Annotated in this window: 12 protein-coding genes; 6 read left to right on the forward strand and 6 right to left on the reverse strand. The window is 43.5% G+C overall.

Annotation, left to right across the window (positions count from 1 at the left end):
- Positions 1-32: 32 nt before the first annotated feature.
- From AC58QC_RS00480 to AC58QC_RS00495, 4 genes are all read left to right on the forward strand, one after another.
- Positions 33-2,372, forward strand: a complete 2,340-nt coding sequence (locus tag AC58QC_RS00480) for a helix-turn-helix domain-containing protein (RefSeq protein ID WP_497413248.1) — start codon at positions 33-35, stop codon at positions 2,370-2,372.
- Positions 2,373-2,615: 243 nt separating this feature from the next.
- Positions 2,616-4,106 (forward strand): spore germination protein, encoded by a 1,491-nt coding sequence (locus tag AC58QC_RS00485; RefSeq protein WP_497413249.1) that lies wholly within the window; start codon positions 2,616-2,618, stop codon positions 4,104-4,106.
- Positions 4,103-5,188, forward strand: a complete 1,086-nt coding sequence (locus AC58QC_RS00490; protein ID WP_497413250.1) for a GerAB/ArcD/ProY family transporter — start codon at positions 4,103-4,105, stop codon at positions 5,186-5,188. The genes AC58QC_RS00485 and AC58QC_RS00490 overlap by 4 nt, the downstream gene beginning before the upstream one ends.
- On the forward strand, positions 5,185-6,327 hold the full coding sequence (locus AC58QC_RS00495) for a Ger(x)C family spore germination protein (protein WP_497413251.1): 1,143 nt from the start codon (positions 5,185-5,187) through the stop codon (positions 6,325-6,327). The genes AC58QC_RS00490 and AC58QC_RS00495 overlap by 4 nt, the downstream gene beginning before the upstream one ends.
- 5 nt (positions 6,328-6,332) lie before the next feature.
- On the opposite strand, the gene AC58QC_RS00500 is transcribed toward AC58QC_RS00495, so the two are convergent.
- Positions 6,333-7,280, reverse strand: coding sequence for an aldose epimerase family protein (locus AC58QC_RS00500; RefSeq protein WP_497413252.1), 948 nt, complete (start codon positions 7,278-7,280; stop codon positions 6,333-6,335).
- Positions 7,280-10,621, reverse strand: a complete 3,342-nt coding sequence (locus tag AC58QC_RS00505) for a DUF5107 domain-containing protein (protein WP_497413253.1) — start codon at positions 10,619-10,621, stop codon at positions 7,280-7,282. The genes AC58QC_RS00500 and AC58QC_RS00505 overlap by 1 nt, the downstream gene beginning before the upstream one ends.
- Positions 10,622-10,726: 105 nt before the next feature.
- Between AC58QC_RS00505 and AC58QC_RS00510 the strand changes: the two genes are divergently transcribed.
- Positions 10,727-11,617 (forward strand): helix-turn-helix domain-containing protein, encoded by an 891-nt coding sequence (locus AC58QC_RS00510; RefSeq protein WP_497413254.1) that lies wholly within the window; start codon positions 10,727-10,729, stop codon positions 11,615-11,617.
- 20 nt (positions 11,618-11,637) lie between these two features.
- On the opposite strand, the gene AC58QC_RS00515 is transcribed toward AC58QC_RS00510, so the two are convergent.
- Positions 11,638-12,489 (reverse strand): AraC family transcriptional regulator, encoded by an 852-nt coding sequence (locus tag AC58QC_RS00515; protein ID WP_497413255.1) that lies wholly within the window; start codon positions 12,487-12,489, stop codon positions 11,638-11,640.
- Positions 12,490-12,653: 164 nt separating this feature from the next.
- On the opposite strand from AC58QC_RS00515, the gene AC58QC_RS00520 reads away from it, so the two are divergent.
- Positions 12,654-13,478, forward strand: coding sequence for a phytanoyl-CoA dioxygenase family protein (locus AC58QC_RS00520; RefSeq protein WP_497413256.1), 825 nt, complete (start codon positions 12,654-12,656; stop codon positions 13,476-13,478).
- Between the two features lie 285 nt (positions 13,479-13,763).
- Here the strand turns inward: AC58QC_RS00520 and AC58QC_RS00525 are convergent, their stop codons facing one another.
- The 3 genes from AC58QC_RS00525 to AC58QC_RS00535 all read right to left on the reverse strand — a co-directional run bounded on the left by AC58QC_RS00525 (position 13,764) and on the right by AC58QC_RS00535 (position 17,366).
- The gene (locus tag AC58QC_RS00525) at positions 13,764-14,678 is read right to left on the reverse strand and encodes an NHL repeat-containing protein (protein ID WP_497413257.1); all 915 of its coding nucleotides are present in this window, start codon (positions 14,676-14,678) and stop codon (positions 13,764-13,766) included.
- 118 nt (positions 14,679-14,796) lie between these two features.
- The gene (locus AC58QC_RS00530) at positions 14,797-14,988 is read right to left on the reverse strand and encodes a hypothetical protein (RefSeq protein WP_497413258.1); all 192 of its coding nucleotides are present in this window, start codon (positions 14,986-14,988) and stop codon (positions 14,797-14,799) included.
- Positions 14,989-15,305: 317 nt separating this feature from the next.
- Positions 15,306-17,366, reverse strand: coding sequence for a hypothetical protein (locus AC58QC_RS00535; protein ID WP_497413259.1), 2,061 nt, complete (start codon positions 17,364-17,366; stop codon positions 15,306-15,308).
- Positions 17,367-17,386: the final 20 nt, after the last annotated feature.

Genomic DNA, 17,386 nt, shown 5'->3' on the forward strand with positions numbered 1-17,386 from the left:
TGCATCGTACTTCCTTCGATAGAGGTGGCAGCATGTACAAAAAATTACTAATAACTTTCGTTGCGAGTATCACTGCCTTGATTATAATCCTTTCCTCGCTGTTGTACTACAACTACACTTCTTCTTCTATTGAGACCGTAAAAGAAATGAAAGGAAATATTTTATCTAATATCAGCTACAGTTCTGTATACATGGATAATATTGCAAAAAAGTTTTGCCAATCCTTAATGCTTAACAATTCCATTATGTCTTTCGCATACAGCAAGGAACAGGATATTCTAAATATCAGCGGTGCTATGAAAACATTGAATAATTTAACGATCCCCAACAGCTATATATACTCCACCTATATATACAATAAAAAAATCGATACCTTTCTCACTACGAACACGTTCTATGAAAGCCATGATTTTTTTGATAAAGAAATCGTTGCCATGTTAAAAAGTCCTCAAGCAGCCAAATCGCCAAGTTTATATCCAATCCCAAGAAAAATCCCAGTAACAGATGGTTCCAAAGTAAGCGATATCAATGTATACACCTATCTATTGTTCGATACAAATAATAACAAAGGCGATTTCGATAGTGCTATCGTATTGAATGTGGATGCGGACTGGCTAAGACTGACTATCTCATCCTTGGATAACAAAATGGGCAAAGATGGGAATGAAATTTTCGTCTTGGATGATAAAGGCGAAATTGTAAGCCACTACTCGCCCGATATGTTCAAGCAAAATATTTCAGATCAGAGTTATATCCGCACTGTTCTTCAAACAGCAGCGCCATCAGGAACCTTCTTCCAAGAGCTGCATAATAAAAAATATGTGATTTCCTATGTATCTTCCAATGAATTGAAATGGAAATTTATAAGCTTAACGCCTTATGATACATTTTTTTCTAGTGTCAAAAAGAACGGCATGATTACCCTTGCCTTTTGTCTTATTGTCCTACTAATGGGACTATTATTCGCTTTCCTTGCTTCAAAGAAGCTTTATCATCCGATTGGAACGCTCACGAAAGGGATCAAACAAAAGCTGGGCCAAGATAGCAAACCAGAGAAAAACATCGATGAGGTTAGCTTTCTCTCAACTGCATTCAATGGCATGATCGACAAAACAATTCTGTTGGAAAATATGAAACGAAATACAGCTCCCCTTCTAAAAAATGATTTTCTAAAAAATTTAATCATTGGCCAATCGTATCTACCTCTTGAAAAAATATTGGCCAAAGGAAAAGAACTTCAAGTCAATCTAAACCTTACAAACAATCTGTTCTTGTTTATGTTAAAAATAGACTTTTATAAAGATTTCCTCGACCAGCATAATGAAAAAGACCGTTCCTTATATAAAATAGGGCTTTCAAATATTGCCCAGGAAATCACAAACGAGTATTACAGAAATGAAGTTATCGAGACTGGATTCGATCAATTTACCGTATTGGTTGGCATTGGCGAACTTACTAAGGAATCGGATTCATACATAGACATCTTTCATAACATCGTGACTAGAATCCAATTCTGTGTTGAAAAGTATTTGAACATTTCATTAACTGGAACGCTTGGATATGTGATCGATTCGCCGGATCAAATCAAATACGCATATGAAAAAACACTTAACTTGTCCATGTATCGTATTAAATTAGGCCATTACAGCATTATTACCTCTGAGATGTTAAATGACTTGGAAGACGGCTCTTTCCAATTTCCCGCCTCTAAAGAAAAACAGCTCATTGACTCCCTGAAGTTAGGGAACCGCGAAGCTGCGAAGGAGGCCTACAATGACATTATTAAAGCCATGGAGCATTCATCTTACGACACGATCTTAACATCTGTTATCTATTTATTTTTCTCCATTTATAATTCGCTAAATCGGATCGTCGAAGGCTCACAATCTACATTCAATGCGATTTCGATCGATTTTTTCAACAAAGTAGCAGGGTTTGAGACCTTAGCAGAAATCGAAAGAACATTTTTCACGTTATTCGATGATATTATTCATTTAAAGGATGGTACAAAAGATAAGAAAAAGAACATGATCGTTGATACCGTTATCGACATGATCCATGCGAACTATTCGGATAAAAACCTTACGTTAACAAGCTGCGCTGAAGCGATGTCCATTTCTTCCGTATACCTTGGCAAGCTGTTTAAGAATGCAACCGGCAAATCAGTAGCCGAGTTCATTACTACAGTTCGCATGGAGAATATTAAGGACTTACTGGGACAAACACAAATGCCGATCAATGATATTTTAGAAAAATGTGGAATCGAAAAATCGAACTACTTTTATACCAGCTTTAAAAAATACTTTGGCGTCTCGCTCACCGAATACAGATTACAAAATGTGAAGGTTAACAGTGAGAAAGAGATTTTATAAACCTTAGGTAGTTTGATAGGCAACTGCGGTGAACAACCGGCTAAACTAGGTAGCACCCCATTTAACGAGGAGCAATGCCGCGGTAAGCACTAACCCATCTTCGAAACAACCCCAACAGCATCCTGTTGGGGTTGTTTTTTCAAGTAACTGCGATCTCAATGGCCTCCCCTTAATTCCGAAAAATAATTACATGGTTATTTGTTAATAATAGGTAAGGATATTTACCGGAGAGGTGATGATGACATGAAATTCAAAACAAGTAGTAACCAAACACTCATGAAGTCAGATCCCTCTACGCTTGAGTTGGAGCCTGGAGATCTCGAATTTCTAATTGCTCAGGTACAAGAACATTTATCCTACACAGAGGATCTAATGATTCATAACCTCGAATTTAACAATCAAGCCTGCGCTTTGCTCTATATAGAATCCCTTGTACAGACCGAGTTACTTCAATCCAGCGTCATTCAGCCTCTGCTGGTAACAAATGCAGGCGTTGTTGAACAAATCGTGACTTCAATTGAAGTCAAGCATTCAAATGATGTTCTTCAAATCGGGAAGTATTTACTAAATGGCTCTTGCATTATGGTACAGGAGAATGATCCCGTCGCTTTCATGATGCTTGTCGCTCAATCACAAGGCCGAAATATCCAAGAACCCAAAGCTGAACAAGTGATTCAGGGATCACATGAAGGCTTTATTGAAAGCTTAAGCACGAATATTTATATGCTCCGCAATCGAATCAAAAGTCCTAAATTAAAAGTGAAGTACTTTACCATAGGCCGTGTCACGAATACGAAAGTAGCTATGATCTATATGGATAACATAACCGATCCAACCATTATTGAAGAATGCGAGAAAAGGATAAGGTCTATTGATCTGGATTATTTATATTCCGCAGGAAATATTGACGAGATGATCGAAGAACACCCCTTTTCACCTTTTCCTCAATCCCTTCAGACCGAAAGGCCGGATCGAGCGGTTTCTTATTTGATGGAGGGGAAAATTACGATTGTTGTTGACGGCAATCCCAGCGTTTTGGTTCTTCCCATCACTTTTTTTTCATTTTATCAATCCCCTGATGATTACAACAACCGATGGATTACGGGGACGTTTTTTCGTTGGATTCGATTAATTAGTTTTATTTTAGCCATTTCATTACCCGCTATCTATATTGCTACCGTGTCGTACAATTCCGAAGTGCTTCCGATCGGGATCTTATATTCCGTAAAAGTTTCATTAACTTACGTGCCTTTACCGCCAATCTTGGAAGCGATCACTATGCAAATCATTCTTGAATTGCTGAAAGAGGCTTCAATCCGATTGCCCTCACCCATCGCTCAAACGATTGGTATTGTCGGGGGATTAGTCATAGGCACAGCCGTTGTGGAAGCCCATTTGGTCTCACATACCATGATTGTTGTCATCGGATTGACGGCAATTGCCTCTTTTGCAACTCCGATCAACGAGCTTGGAACCAGTTTGAGGATTTTAGGGTTCCCGACCATGCTTGCCGCATCTTTATTTGGCTTTTTCGGGATTGCCATCATGATGATGATCATCTTTATACATCTGTGCAAGTTAGAGACATTAGGGGTCGCTTATTTCGAACCATTTGGTCCATTTACGGGTAAACAGAGCCTAAAAGATATTTTTCTAAGACTACCTACATGGAGGAACAACAAACAACCTGGCAACTCCAAACACTCCTTCTTCGTGAGGTGGAAACGCTTTTGAAATCTACGATAAGTAGAACTCACTTGTTTTTTTTGATCATAAAGACGCAAATTGGCATAGGCCTGTTATCTTTGCCATCGAAAATTCAGGGTTCCTCTAAAGGGGATGCTTGGATCTCCATACTTGTGGCTGGGGTTGTCATACAAGTATTACTTTCTGTATATTGGCAGCTAATCAAAAAATTTCCAAATCAGAACTTAAGTGAAATGACCGTTCACATGTTTGGTGCCTATTTTGGTAAAGCTCTAAACCTGATCTATTATGCTTTTTTCATCGTTATAGCGGGTTATGCGTGTACACTTTATGTGAAGTTAGTGAATACGTGGATGCTCTCGCTTACGCCTAGTTGGGTACTCCTTTTGCTTATCATAGGGACCAGTGTCTATCTAGCCATTGAAAATTTGCGCGTCATTGGTAGATTTTTCTTATTATGTTCCGTCCTATTTGCCCTGCTGCTCTTGATCAGTTTTTTAAATTTTTCGAACGACATGCAATTTACGAACATTTTGCCGGTAGGGCAATCCGGTGTTAAGCAAATCTTCAAGGGAAGTGAACACACCTTTTTTTCTATGCTTGGTTTTGAGGTGATCCTCTATTTCTCTGCCCAAGTCCAAAATAGCCCCAAAGGGTTGCTCCGTGTAATCTCCTTAGCAAATGTCTTTGTTACGTTATTCTATACGTACTTTGTATTCCTTTGCTTGATCGGATTTAGTCCTATCGCGTTAGCACAAGTAAATGAACCTGTTTTGTTTATTTTCAAGGGGTTAACTTATCAATTGTTTGACCGCTTGGATCTGATCTTTTTGACGATTTGGATTATTCCAATGACTGCCACCATTGTTTCCTATTTAAGCATTGCTGGAAAAAGTCTAACCACAACTCATAACGCTTATCGATGGATGGTAGTGTTCAGTGGAGGGCTTATCTTTCTATTAGCGTCCTTTCTATCCACAATGGAAAATTCTGATACCTTTAGTAAGTGGTTAGAATATGGCTACCTGATTATGATTGTCGTGATCCCAATGCTGTTATGGATGATGTCCTTCTTGCGGAAAAAAAATAAAAAGGTCGGGTCAACATGAGAAAATTTTTTCTTCTTACGGTTTACTTAGCATTTCTCTCTATGCTCCTCACAAGCTGTTGGGACATTCAATATATAACGAGTAAAAAGATGGTAAATGGCGTAAGCCTTGATAAAGCGAAAGATAATCAAATCTTCGGAACGATAAGAGCCGTTATTTTGGAGAGTAAAGGTGGCGGACAATTCGATGTGAAGGATGAACTCATGCAAGCAACGGGGGATTCCGTTTCCAATCTTGGTCACACATTAGATAGTATGCTTCCAGGTACCATTGAAGCAAGCAAGAACCATGTGGTTATCATCGGTGAAGATCTGGCGAAAGAAGGGTTAATGTCAACTTTAGAATTTTTTTATCGGAATCCTAAAGGGTATCTGAAATCGTATATTATCATAAGTAAGGGAAGAGCCTCTGACATACTCTCATTTAAACAAATAGAAAAGGGTCCTGTTGCTTTTGGCATTAAACAATTGATTGATGGCGCAGTGCGTACGATGGTTGTTCCTGAGCAAACGATCTATTCGATATGGGGTCAAATCACGGATCCAGGTGAAGATACGGTTGTTCCCATGATTCGTAGTATTAATAATAAAGCTTTAGTCGTTGACAGTAGCGGATTATTTGATGGTGACAAATTCACTGGTGTGACTTTGTCCCGCGAGGAAAGTATCATCCTATTGCTTCTAAAAGACAAGCTATACAAACATGCCTTCTTGGATATTCCAATTGGGCAGAGTTCTGCACCGAACAAGTCTAGCAAGTCAGAGACTACTTTGATTGTTTTTGAAGTAAGGAAATTAAAGAGAGCCTTCGAAGTTTCTGTTGATCCAAATACGCAAGAAATCGAAAGCACTGTTAAGATTGACCTCTATGGTGCGCTTAGTAGCTCCCCAAGCAGTTTGGGCCAAAAAATCGATAGAGAGCGGCTAAATCAAGAATTGTCTGCAGTACTAAATAAACAAGCAGCGGGCGTCGCAAAGCAATTGCTAGAAGCGAATTGCGATGCGCTTGGAATAGGAAGAAAGCTCAGAGTAAAGTACCCTGAGCTTTGGAAAAACATCGACTGGAAGAACAAATACAAGGATGTGAAGTTAAAGACTAATGTTCAAGTGCACATAACAAGTACAGGGGCTATCAGTTGAAGTTCTTAGAAGGCTAGCGTAGCATCACGCCAATCTCCTTGACCAATGGAAAGTTCTAAATGCCATTCAAAAGATGCTTTAGCAGGTATCAGTTGCGCAGTCCCGTTACTGACTGCCATTTCAAGGGAATCATAGTAGCCAATGCTAGGTTCCAAGGCACAAGTAACCCGATCGTTGAACATACCTTCGTCCATCCAAACACCAATAAAGGGAACCTTATCCTGTGGGACGGACATGATCAAGTAGTTACCGCTATCTTCCCCATATAACCCTGACCAACCCGCTGGCACTTTGCCTTCGTAATAAAACTTTCGCGCATCCCCGGTAACCACCGGGGAGAGCCGCGATACGTCATCCCAGGCATAGGATGCTCCACTCTTGAGGGTGTGACCCTCGTACACACACAGCATTTCCTTCATGGATTCAGGAAGAAGAATACGAGTTGATTCCGTGACAGCGAATTGTGGATGCGGCACCCACAAAAAGGGGATGGGTTGATCACTATAATTGTAAGCATGGTAATCAAACCGTACTCGATCTGCTGAAGGGAATGAGATTCGTCTCATGAACCGATAGGGTAACTTCGGACTCCGTACCGAACAAATGACCTCATTACCTACGATCATGTACTCCCATGGAAGCGCCCAAAGTTCACCATGATCCGGCAGATTAACATACTTATCCATTTCCGCCCCACATGCATTAATCGTTGGAAAACATTCATCCCAACCGCTCATATCCCAATCGGTAAAGGTGGAGCCGTATTTCGGCTGTCGTAAAGAACGATCGCCTGAGTCTAGCATCCATTCCTTCCCTGTAGGCTTATAAACAATGGAAACCAATTTACCTCCGAGTTGCGGTACCATTTCAATACGGATTTGTTCACTTTCAATCGTTATGGACTTGATGCCTTTGTAGCTTCCAGTTTCGATTCTAACCTTGTGCTCTTTCATTAGACACACATGCCCCGATGAATTCGCGCGCCTGTATGATTAGTTTCCTGATTAAGAGCTTTCTCAAACTGCTCTCTTGCCAGTTCCAAATTCCCCAGACCGAGATGCCCAAGTCCCATCATGTAATGGCAGTGAACTTCATTCCGAACGTTCAAATTATCTTCGAACACAAGGAAGTCCGGCAAAGAAACCGCGAAGTAGTCAAACTTCACTTCATCGAACAGGTGCTTCTCCGCGTAATCAATCAGTTTATTGAAGCGACGCTTAGCTTCCTTCTCATTACCAAGTGCAAGCCATGCCATTCCTTGATAGAAAATCATATCAGGCGGTTGGTCGTTGTAATACATCGCGCTGGCCGGTTCCTCTAAACCTTGGGAAGCAATCGTGAAACATTCTAGTGCAAGCTCAGCCTCACTCAAGCCTTCATGAGCAAGTCCGAGATAGTAATAGACATTGTTCTCTTGGGCACCCGACAACTTACCTTCTCCAAGATTATCCGGGTAGACAAGTGCATGCTGCAATAAAGTAACTGCCTCTTTGAACCGTTTCTCGGCCAAAGCTTGCTTCGCCAGTTCGATATGGGCAAAAACATGCTGCCCCGTCACCTTGCCCTCGCCGCCTTCCCAAGGATGGAAATTGCGCGCTTGTAGGGCTTGAACCGCTTTCTCGTGATAACCTTGTGCATTCAATAAGGTAATGTACTCCACGTACAGATCGTCTCGTTTCTGAACCAAAGCTTGGTGTTCCTCTAGCTTGTCACAACGAGCTTCTGCTGAATAACCAAGTTTTTTGTACAATTGATCTAGTTCATAGAAAACACGTGCGTCATCTTTTCTGCATGCAAAAGCTTTCTCCATAGCAATAAGAGCTGACGCTGCGTCCGCGCGTTTGTTGAAATAAGCAAGAGATAGATTCCGATGTACGGTCGCGAAATCTTCCCGAATGGAACGAGACGCTTCCCAATGTGTAATCGCATCTTCGTGTCTTCTCTTATCGTAAAACCAATTTCCCAGGTAATAATGTGCTTTGTCATCCTTCGAATCGGCCGTAATGACACTCGTCAGCACTTGCAGATCGTATAAACTATTCGGGAAACAGTAGTCTGATGTTGCGGAATTTCCAGCTTTCCTATAAAGCTCAGCCAGCTCCGAATTCCCTGTTTTCTCATACAGATAACTAAGTGTGTAATGAATCATCGGGTACACTTCTGATGAATCGTGACCTTGAACGATGCGATCAAGTACTTCAATCGCTTCCTCAAACAGGCCGCAATTCGCATAATCGGATGCGAGATTCAAATAATTATGTGCATCTCCACGCATGAGTCGCATAAGTTCAGCTTTCACTTCATTAGCAAGTTCGTGCTCACCTTGGCTTGAAAGCGTAAGGTATCGTTCGTTAGCTGAACCGAAATCAGCGATATCTAACGCAAGTGTCTCCTGCGAGTAGACTAAGGCTTCCTGTGTTTGTCCCAGCTTGCGTAGAAGCGCAGCTTTCAGGTGACGCGCTTTGTAATTACGGGAATTGCGAACAAGGGAGCGTTCTACCAGTTCCAACGCTTCTCCGTAAACACCCTTCTCACAAGCAATTTGTGCCAGTGTGAAGAAGCCAGCATCCTGCCAAGCCGCGGACCACGTCGATTTGTAGAGCGCCGCGAAAGCTTCTTCCAAACGTCCTTGCCCTTTAAGCGCAACGCCCAATTGATAAAGAGCTTCACTGTCATAAGGATTCGGATTCCGCCAAGTAAGAGACTTTATGGCCGTCCGGAAATGACTTTCTGCCTCGACATACAACCCGCGGCGCAGCAGAAGTGTACCGTAAGCCACGTTAATGCGGCTATCGCTTGAGTCGCGCTTTAAACCTTCCAGATAGTAATCTTCCGGTTCGAACGTTGCATGACGATATTGCTCTAGATGCAAACCAGCTAAGTACAGCTGCTCATTCGTTTTCAACTCTTCTGGTGCCTGGAGCGGCTTAGCAGCATCCGGTACCTGCTCGATGGACGGCTTCGCAGGCTGATAGCCAATAAGTAAAGTGCCGTTTGCATCACGTACAGTCAGCTTCAAGTCATGAGCTTGATCGTTCTCGTCAAGCGTAATCACAGACTTGAACGTTTGCGTCGGAGAAAGTTCGACGACTTCCTTCAAATACGTACGGCTGCGGCCTTTTAGCTCCACGACAGCGCCTTCGAACACAGATGTCGCATACGCAAGCACGACAGCTTCACGAGACTTCTCGTCAACTTCTAAGTTGACGGCTGCATCGATGGAGGCATTTTTGACAACGCCGATATTTTTGTAAGGCATGAAATATTGTTTGAAGGACTTTTCTTCATACGGCTGCAGCCATGTGAAATCGGGTTGATTGTCTGTGTAGACCCCAGTCATCAACTCGATATAAGGACCATCCTCATCGGTCAAATTGCGATCCCATGCTTGCCCGAATTCGCCGTTCCCCCAAGTCCACTGTTTCTTACCTGGCGAAACATGATGGTTCGCGACGTGAAGCAAACCTGCTTGAACACCATGGTCATACCCACCGACGAAGTTATAGTCGGATTTATAAGCCATATACGATGTTGGCACTGGAATGTTTTTGTAACGTGAAATATCAACGCCTGCCGAGTAATCCATTTTGTAGTAAGTTCCTGTCGCAATAGGAAACCTAGAAACATCACGTTTACCATGGTCGAAGACAGCCGTTACGTCTGGAGGAAATACGGATTGTGTATTTTCGTTAACCGCAACCGCGGGGTTCGCCCACCACAGGAATGTTTGTGGTTCTGGTGTCCGATTATAAAGCTGTGCTGAGATTTCCAGATAAGCTTTACCTGGATACAGGGTGAAGCCAGCAGTAACTTTCGTACCGTACATGCGATCGATTTCACTCACCCATACGGTAGCGCTTCCGTCTTCATTTTCGGTGAGCTTATACTCAACCGGACCATACGTATTCGGACGGTGATGCTGCGGCCAGTTGAACTCAATACCGCCGGAAATCCAAGGACCAGCTAGACCAACAAGTGCTGGTTTAATAACACGATTATAATAAACGAAGTCATAGTCATTCGTCTTGTCTAGTGCACGATAAATGCGTCCGCCAAGCTCAGGCATGATCTCGATGCGAACATATTCGTTTTCTAGAATCACGAAACGATATGACTGCGGTTTCTTCTCATCTTCAATTTTATCGATAACCGGATGCGGATATACCTTACCGGAGCTTCCTTGATAGACACGTTTCTCTAGGAACATAGGATTGCGATCGGGCTCCCCGATGGCATAAGTCGGAATCGAAGTCTCTTCTTCCCAAATGCGAACTTTCTGACTCACTATTATCACTCCCTTATCTTATTGTCTCTACTTTACCTCGGCGGATGGCAATCGCCAATTGACAAAATGCTTAATGTGATGGATTATATTCTTATTTAGTTGGGAGGTTTTAACTTGGATAATACTAGAAAACCGGAAGGCTTTGAAGAAGAGAAATTGTTTGTTCTACCGGATTATATGCAGACGGAACTATCCCGCTCAGAACTGACGCGTGATTTATTCGTAAGTGATATAGGATTCTTCCCGCATGCCCGTCATCATTATCGGGAACGCCCTGAAGGGAGCCCTTCCCACATTTTCATCTTTTGCTCCGATGGCGAAGGTTGGATAGAACTGGGTCAACAAAATGCGATCCCTGTCCCCCAAAATCACCTTGTCGTTATCCCCGCCAAAACACCGCATCGATACGGAGCATCCGCTCAGGCACCATGGAGTATTTACTGGTTTCATCTTCATGGCGACCATGCAGCTGCATTCTTACGTATGTACGAGATGGATGCTGGTCCCGTTCACTTGCCGATTGGCGCGATGTCTGAGTTCAAAGATGTATTTGACAAGTGTTATGTCCTGCTCTCCGACAAAACCTATTCACTCCCCATCCACACGCACGTATCTCAGTCTATACGCCAGCTGATCAGCGGTATCGGTATCAGCGCTGGAGGTTCTGCAAAGGACAAAAAGAGAGAGCAATATCTAGAACTCGCCATCCGATACATGAATGATCGATTGGAGGATTCGATTAAGCTCCCTGAATTGGCCAAGCACACAGGCTTGTCTAAACAGCATTTAATTTTGTTATTTAATGAAGAAACGGGATTCCCGCCGATCGAATACTTTTTGCGTATGAAAATTCAAAAGGCTGCCCAAATGCTCAGTTTAACAGGTCTGTCCATCAAGGAAGTAGCCGCGAACATTGGTATAACGGATCCTTATTATTTTTCCAGATTATTTAAGAAAATGACAGGTTCAGCCCCTACCGCCTATCGGAACGTTCCTAAGGGCTAAATGCCCTTCGCTAAACTGCTTCAAGTATGAGGCATACTCGGCTTCAAGTGATGGCGATAAGCTGAAGGTGGTACATCATAGTGGGCTTTAAAGAGCTTGCTGAAATGATAGATGTCCGTGAACCCCAACATATCTGCGATCTCTGATATCGACAGCGGGGTTTCCGTCAACAACGTCACAGCTCTTTCAAGCCGCAGGCGGGTTATGTTTTCTTTTAAGGAATAGCCAGTATTCAATTTGAAAATATGACTGATATAACGAGAGTTCAAGGCAAATGCTTCTGCTAGCTCGTTATAATCGATCCGTTGGTCGATTCGGTCTCTCACATAGTTCGTTACCCGCTGAATAATTTTCTGATGACGAAGCTTGGCTTCGCTCCACTCCTGTTCAGAAGCATGAGCTTTATATAAAAGCAGAAGGACGTGCTTCATTAACGAATGGAACTCCTCCTCGATCCAAATGTCCTTCCGATCTAGTACGTCCAATAGTTGATTCAAGTGCTGCTCGAATCCAAAGGAATCCTGTACCTGCGTCAATCTCGGAGGTAACTCCTCCGAACGGAAAGCTTGATTGGTGAGTGAATGAGCTACGCTAAAATGATGATAGATAACGGTGAGCCGATCTTCGGGATTTTGTGTCGCTTGAATACGATCACCCGGACGGGTTAGGAAACAAGCGCCTTTGTTTATTGAAAAGCATTCATCATTAATGTTGATTGTACCTGTGCCTGAAATGACGTACCATAGATCCCAATCCTGTGGGAGGAGACGAGGATGCCAAGACCAGCCCGGCTCGCATTTGACTTTACCTGAGTTATAACTGCACTTGATCATCGCGTGGTGGAGAAAATCGATCGGCGGTTGTATATTCAACTTTCACGCCCCATTTCAAATTAATTTTCTTCATCATAATATATTTAAATTTCTATTGCTATGTATTTAGATACAAATCCTTTATGACTAAGTATATTTGGTTCCGGAACCTTACATGGTATATTTGGATTATAAACAGTTCATAAAAGGAGTCGATATTAGCTATGAAATGGACAACAGAGGAAGAGATTTCTAAGTTTATGTACAAGTACGATCACACATACACATCACTTCAATCTATCCAAGAATTTTCGAATAAACAGGTAGTTGAGTACAAAGACACTGGTTTTTTCGCTATTGATCCTCTATTTAGCTCAACGGAAGTTACTGCTGCTGGTGAAGCACTTAAGAACTTATTGTTGAAAGATTCAAAGGGTGCTAAATTACAATTTGTTAAGCCGCAAGATCAACTGCATACGGACTTAGATAGGGAGCTAGCTATTCGAAAGATTTATGATCTCGTCGAAGTTGAAGAAGCTATGCAAGCTATTGCCTATCACCCTACCTTATTGGGAATCTTGGAGAAAATACTAGGAGAAAAGCCAGCTCTTGTTCAGAACATGGCCTTAATGAAACCTCCCCATGGAGGTGGTGAAAAGCCATGGCATCAGGATATGGCCTATGGACCTCTTGCGTTTAACAAGTCTGTAGTAGGTGTGTGGATCGCGGTAGATGAAGCAACGGTTGACAACGGATGTATGCATGTTATTCCAGGTTCTCAAAAGGATGGATTCATTCCTCATTATGCTGAGAGGGACTGGCAGATCTGCGATCGTAGTGTGCAGGTAGATAAGGATGTAGCTGTGCCTTTATCACCTGGTGGGGCGATGTTTTTCCATGGTCTGATTCATCATGGCACGCCTGCCAATCAGTCCGCAAAGGGCCGCCGTGCCCTGCAATTTCATTATGCTCCGGAATCAGCAGTAAAGATGTCGGCGCAGGAATATAAACGTGCCTTCACCAATGAGATGACGGATGCGCAATGCTAAATTAGTAACTGGAAAAACTCCATCTACTTTCGCTTATTCCACCCAAACTTTGAAAATAGATGGAAAACATACAGCTAATTCTCCGCATTTTTCCGTTTCCGACTCAACATCGAGAAAATAACTGTACTTTTTACAGTTATTTGAAATAAAGTGTAGAATCGGGCGAAATTAGCTGTATGTAATCCAGTTATTATGTTGGCGTGCAGTGCTAAACAAGATAAAAACTCTCCATCCGATACATAAATGATCGTTTGGAGAGTTCAATGAATAATGTAGATAACGCCGTTACTTGCGAGCCAACTTGGTAATACGGCCGAATTGCGTCCACTCCGCCACATAGACATTGTGCTGTGAATCGACGCAAATGCCATGTGGTGAGCTGAACTTATCGGATTGGAAATAATCAAGCGGTAGATTTGGCCATCCCTGCTGCTTGTAGGCTTGCTGATCTTCGCCGAGATGCGTAATCAAGTGATCTTTGCGGTCAAACACGGTTACCCTGCTATGTAAGTCTGGAAAGAACATTTCGTCGCCATCGAAATAGAAATTACAAGGCATATCCATATCCTCGGTTATAAATCGCTTATGTACACCATCCAGCGTAAACACCTGAATGCGGTTATTGCCGCGGTCAGCCACGTAGATTTCCGGTTCCGGACCTCTCAGATTGATGGAAATACCATGTGGACAAATCATTTGTCCGGGTTCTGACCCTCTTCCGCCCCAAGAGCGGATTGGCTCACCTTTGGCATCATACTGATGGATCCAGTGTTGGCCATAGCCGTCGCTGACATAGATATCGCCATTTGGTGCGACGCAAACGTCAGTTGGAACAAATTTGCGCTCGCTATCGTAAACGTTTGGAAGCTCAGGTGTTCCAATGGTTAACACCGTTTCTCCCTCTAAAGTCAATTTTACCACGAGTCCTTTTTTGGTATCTGTCACGTAGAAATACTCTCCATCGGCTTCTTGGTGCAAATAAAAACCGTGCGCTCCACCCTCGAATTCTTCTCCCCAGGACGAAATAAACTCACCATTTTTGTTGAATTTGATCATGGATGGTTTTCCAGTATGAAATACATAAACATTATTTTGTGAATCCACTTCAATGCCGTGCGTATAACCAACGGTCACGTGCGATGGTATTTGAGCCCATTGTTCTATGATTTCGTATTCGTGCGTACCATTCCCAATTTTCATCTGGTTTCCTCCTAATTTTTGTTGAGGGTGAGCGTAGCAAACCGACGTAGATCCGCTATCATCTCCCCCATTCTATCCCACACTTTTCCAAAATGTCTAATAACTTTTATTGTTCAGCTCAATCGTGGAAATACCACAGAAACCAGGGAAGTTCTTGGCTATTTCCTTTGCTTTTCTCTGGGGGAACGGCTGCACCCACCACATCTATGCGACGAAGCTGTGCTCGCTCGGACATTTCCGCGGCTGTGACAATGTTATCGATTTGCTTGTAAAGCTCGGGACCCCATGTTTTACCGAAGTCGACATGCATACGTTCATCGACCCTATCGAAATTGCTGACAGCTGATCACCGAACTCCCAAAAATGCTCAAGCCTCGATTCTCACGAGTTAGTCGATTTTTTCGCGCAATTCCATCCCGCAAGCCTCGTTTCTCACGAGTTAATCGATTTTTTCGCGTAATTCCATGCCACAAGCCTCGTTTCTAACGAGTTAATCGATTTTTTCGCTTAATTCCATGCCGCAGCTAACCGCAGAGCACTTATCCACCTTAGAAAATCATTATTTTTCTATACAACGAGAAAAAGAGCCGCCATAAAGCGGCTCTTAGTGGAGCTCGAGGTCGTGACTTATGCCTGTTCTAAGGAGAAATGAAGCGCGATCTCTTTCTTCGCATCCTTACTAGTCCATTGCGCAAGACGATAGTTGCCATTCCGATTCGGCATCAGCCCAGGAAGAAGCTCTAGTTCCACATCGTCAGATGCACCATCAGGTTGAATCGCATAGACGGCATTTGAATAATGGACGAAAAGCCTATTCCCTTCCACACGGATAACCGTCTCATCGGTTCCATTAGACACGAGCACCGGAACCGTAACACCCATGGCGGATAATTCCGACTCCTCTGCAGCCTCCACCGACCATGCCGTTGACACGCCATCTTGAGCAATCCGATAGGTTTCCGTGACCGACGCTACACCTTCGATGCCAGGTCTTGGCAGCATATCAGCGACGGCTCGCAAATAAGCTGGGTGCAGATCAGCATCGGGTGTACGCAAATCCATATCGTTTAGAAGCTGAAGCCCCGTTGACTCGTAACGTAGTTTGAAGGATAACGCATCGACATCTTCAACTCCGTTTTCTAACAATGCTTGCCAGTGCAGCTTTTCAGGATTGGTTGGTACCCCGTCCTCATTCAAAGAAGCGAACGTTTCGTGCTTTCTTCTGCCAAAGCCAGCTAACCTATGCCACGTACCGTGACCATCCCTCCAAGTCAGACCGATAGCTGCTGGTGTATGAGGGCGCGGAATGGATTGTTTGGCCACAAAGTAATTCAAGTGAACATTGCCGCTCAGCCCAGGTACTCCCATCGAGAGTGCCGACTCCTCCAGAAAGCCCGCCTTGTGGAGCCGCACCCATCCGGTTGCATCTTGCCCCATTTGCGCGGCAGTATCCATCACGAGATGATAAGCACCTTGCTGAGGTCTCGCCGTTGCATAGATCCGGTTGAAAGACGCAATGGGCACCACATATCCGCCCAAATCTGCAGGCGTTGCCTTCTCGCGTATACTTTCATCAGCGCTTTCAAAGCACGAAGCGGCAATTTGAGCGGCATACAAGCCATACGTCGAATAATAGGCATAGAACTCCCAACCGTTGCGGAGCTCGCTGTTGAAGCGATTTTTCAACAATCGAAATTCAACCGGATCCTCCATCCAGCGTAGAATGGATCCTAGCGCTTTTCGGGCAGCCCGTTTGAAGATACCTGCCCATGCTAGATCTCCTTCTTTAGCATAGAGCGTGGCTTCCCTCTCACAGAGATTGGCAAAGGTGAGATCATTCCAAATAATCTGGTTACTCCTACCGCCGCAGCTGGTTCCTCCAGTGGTCGACTGCATAAACAGCATCGTTTGGGCACCTTTGCGAAGCTGAGATTCCAGAAATCCTTTCCATTCGCCGTTATAACCAGCATCTATTAACCCGGTAAGTTGTTGGCGAGCAGCCAAATCATAGGCGGCTGGGATATTAGGATCGCGATACAACCCTTCACGTGTAAACCGTGTCATTTGCGGTTTCAAATACTTATCAATAAAGGCCATAGAGTCCGTGAAACCTTCGCTTACCCTCATCATTTCGCCATGCATGGCATAAGTAGCCCAGTTGCGGATGGTACGGATGTCAGGAAAATTTCGAACCGTTTGGCAATACGTTAACTCTGGCTCAACGTTGGATAAATTCTTTTTCCAAGCATTACTTCGCTCTGTACCTACCATCGGCGCCAACAGCTGATACGCCCTAACCAGCATATACGTGGTGAAATCCGCATGATCGTCGGGAACTTTATTCTCACCCAAACAAGTGCTGCCCCAATCCATTGCCAGTAAAATCTGTTCTTTTAGATCCTCACAGCGGTTGTTTGCTAGGAGAATCGCTCCAGCTTTGGCAAAACTTGCGGTAGCAAATTCATGTTCTTTCCCGTCACCGGGATCCAATACCCCTCCGTATTCACTAATAGAGGGAGCGAACTGGCGAACTCGCGCTTCAGCAAAGTCCAAATAACTATCACGAGATAAACCGGTTTCTTCGAGATTATCGATCTGACTTTCCAGTTTAAATGTGTCGATGTGTTTCTGAATCGGGCTAGGCCCAGATAAACTTTCCAAATAATCCATTTCGTTTGCTGTAAACATGCAGTACCTCCGAAAGTATG

The sequence above is a fragment of the Paenibacillus sp. J22P51 genome, assembly GCF_059692215.1.

What these genes read in the sequence shown, in the direction of transcription:
- AC58QC_RS00485 (WP_497413249.1), top strand. Translation starts at nt 2,616, where the DNA reads ATGAAATTCAAAACAAGTAGTAACCAAACACTCATGAAGTCAGATCCC.
- AC58QC_RS00480 (WP_497413248.1), top strand. Translation starts at nt 33, where the DNA reads ATGTACAAAAAATTACTAATAACTTTCGTTGCGAGTATCACTGCCTTG.
- AC58QC_RS00500 (WP_497413252.1), bottom strand. Translation starts at nt 7,280, where the DNA reads ATGAAAGAGCACAAGGTTAGAATCGAAACTGGAAGCTACAAAGGCATC.
- AC58QC_RS00530 (WP_497413258.1), bottom strand. Translation starts at nt 14,988, where the DNA reads ATGCATGTCGACTTCGGTAAAACATGGGGTCCCGAGCTTTACAAGCAA.
- AC58QC_RS00495 (WP_497413251.1), top strand. Translation starts at nt 5,185, where the DNA reads ATGAGAAAATTTTTTCTTCTTACGGTTTACTTAGCATTTCTCTCTATG.
- AC58QC_RS00520 (WP_497413256.1), top strand. Translation starts at nt 12,654, where the DNA reads ATGAAATGGACAACAGAGGAAGAGATTTCTAAGTTTATGTACAAGTAC.
- AC58QC_RS00525 (WP_497413257.1), bottom strand. Translation starts at nt 14,678, where the DNA reads ATGAAAATTGGGAATGGTACGCACGAATACGAAATCATAGAACAATGG.
- AC58QC_RS00535 (WP_497413259.1), bottom strand. Translation starts at nt 17,366, where the DNA reads ATGTTTACAGCAAACGAAATGGATTATTTGGAAAGTTTATCTGGGCCT.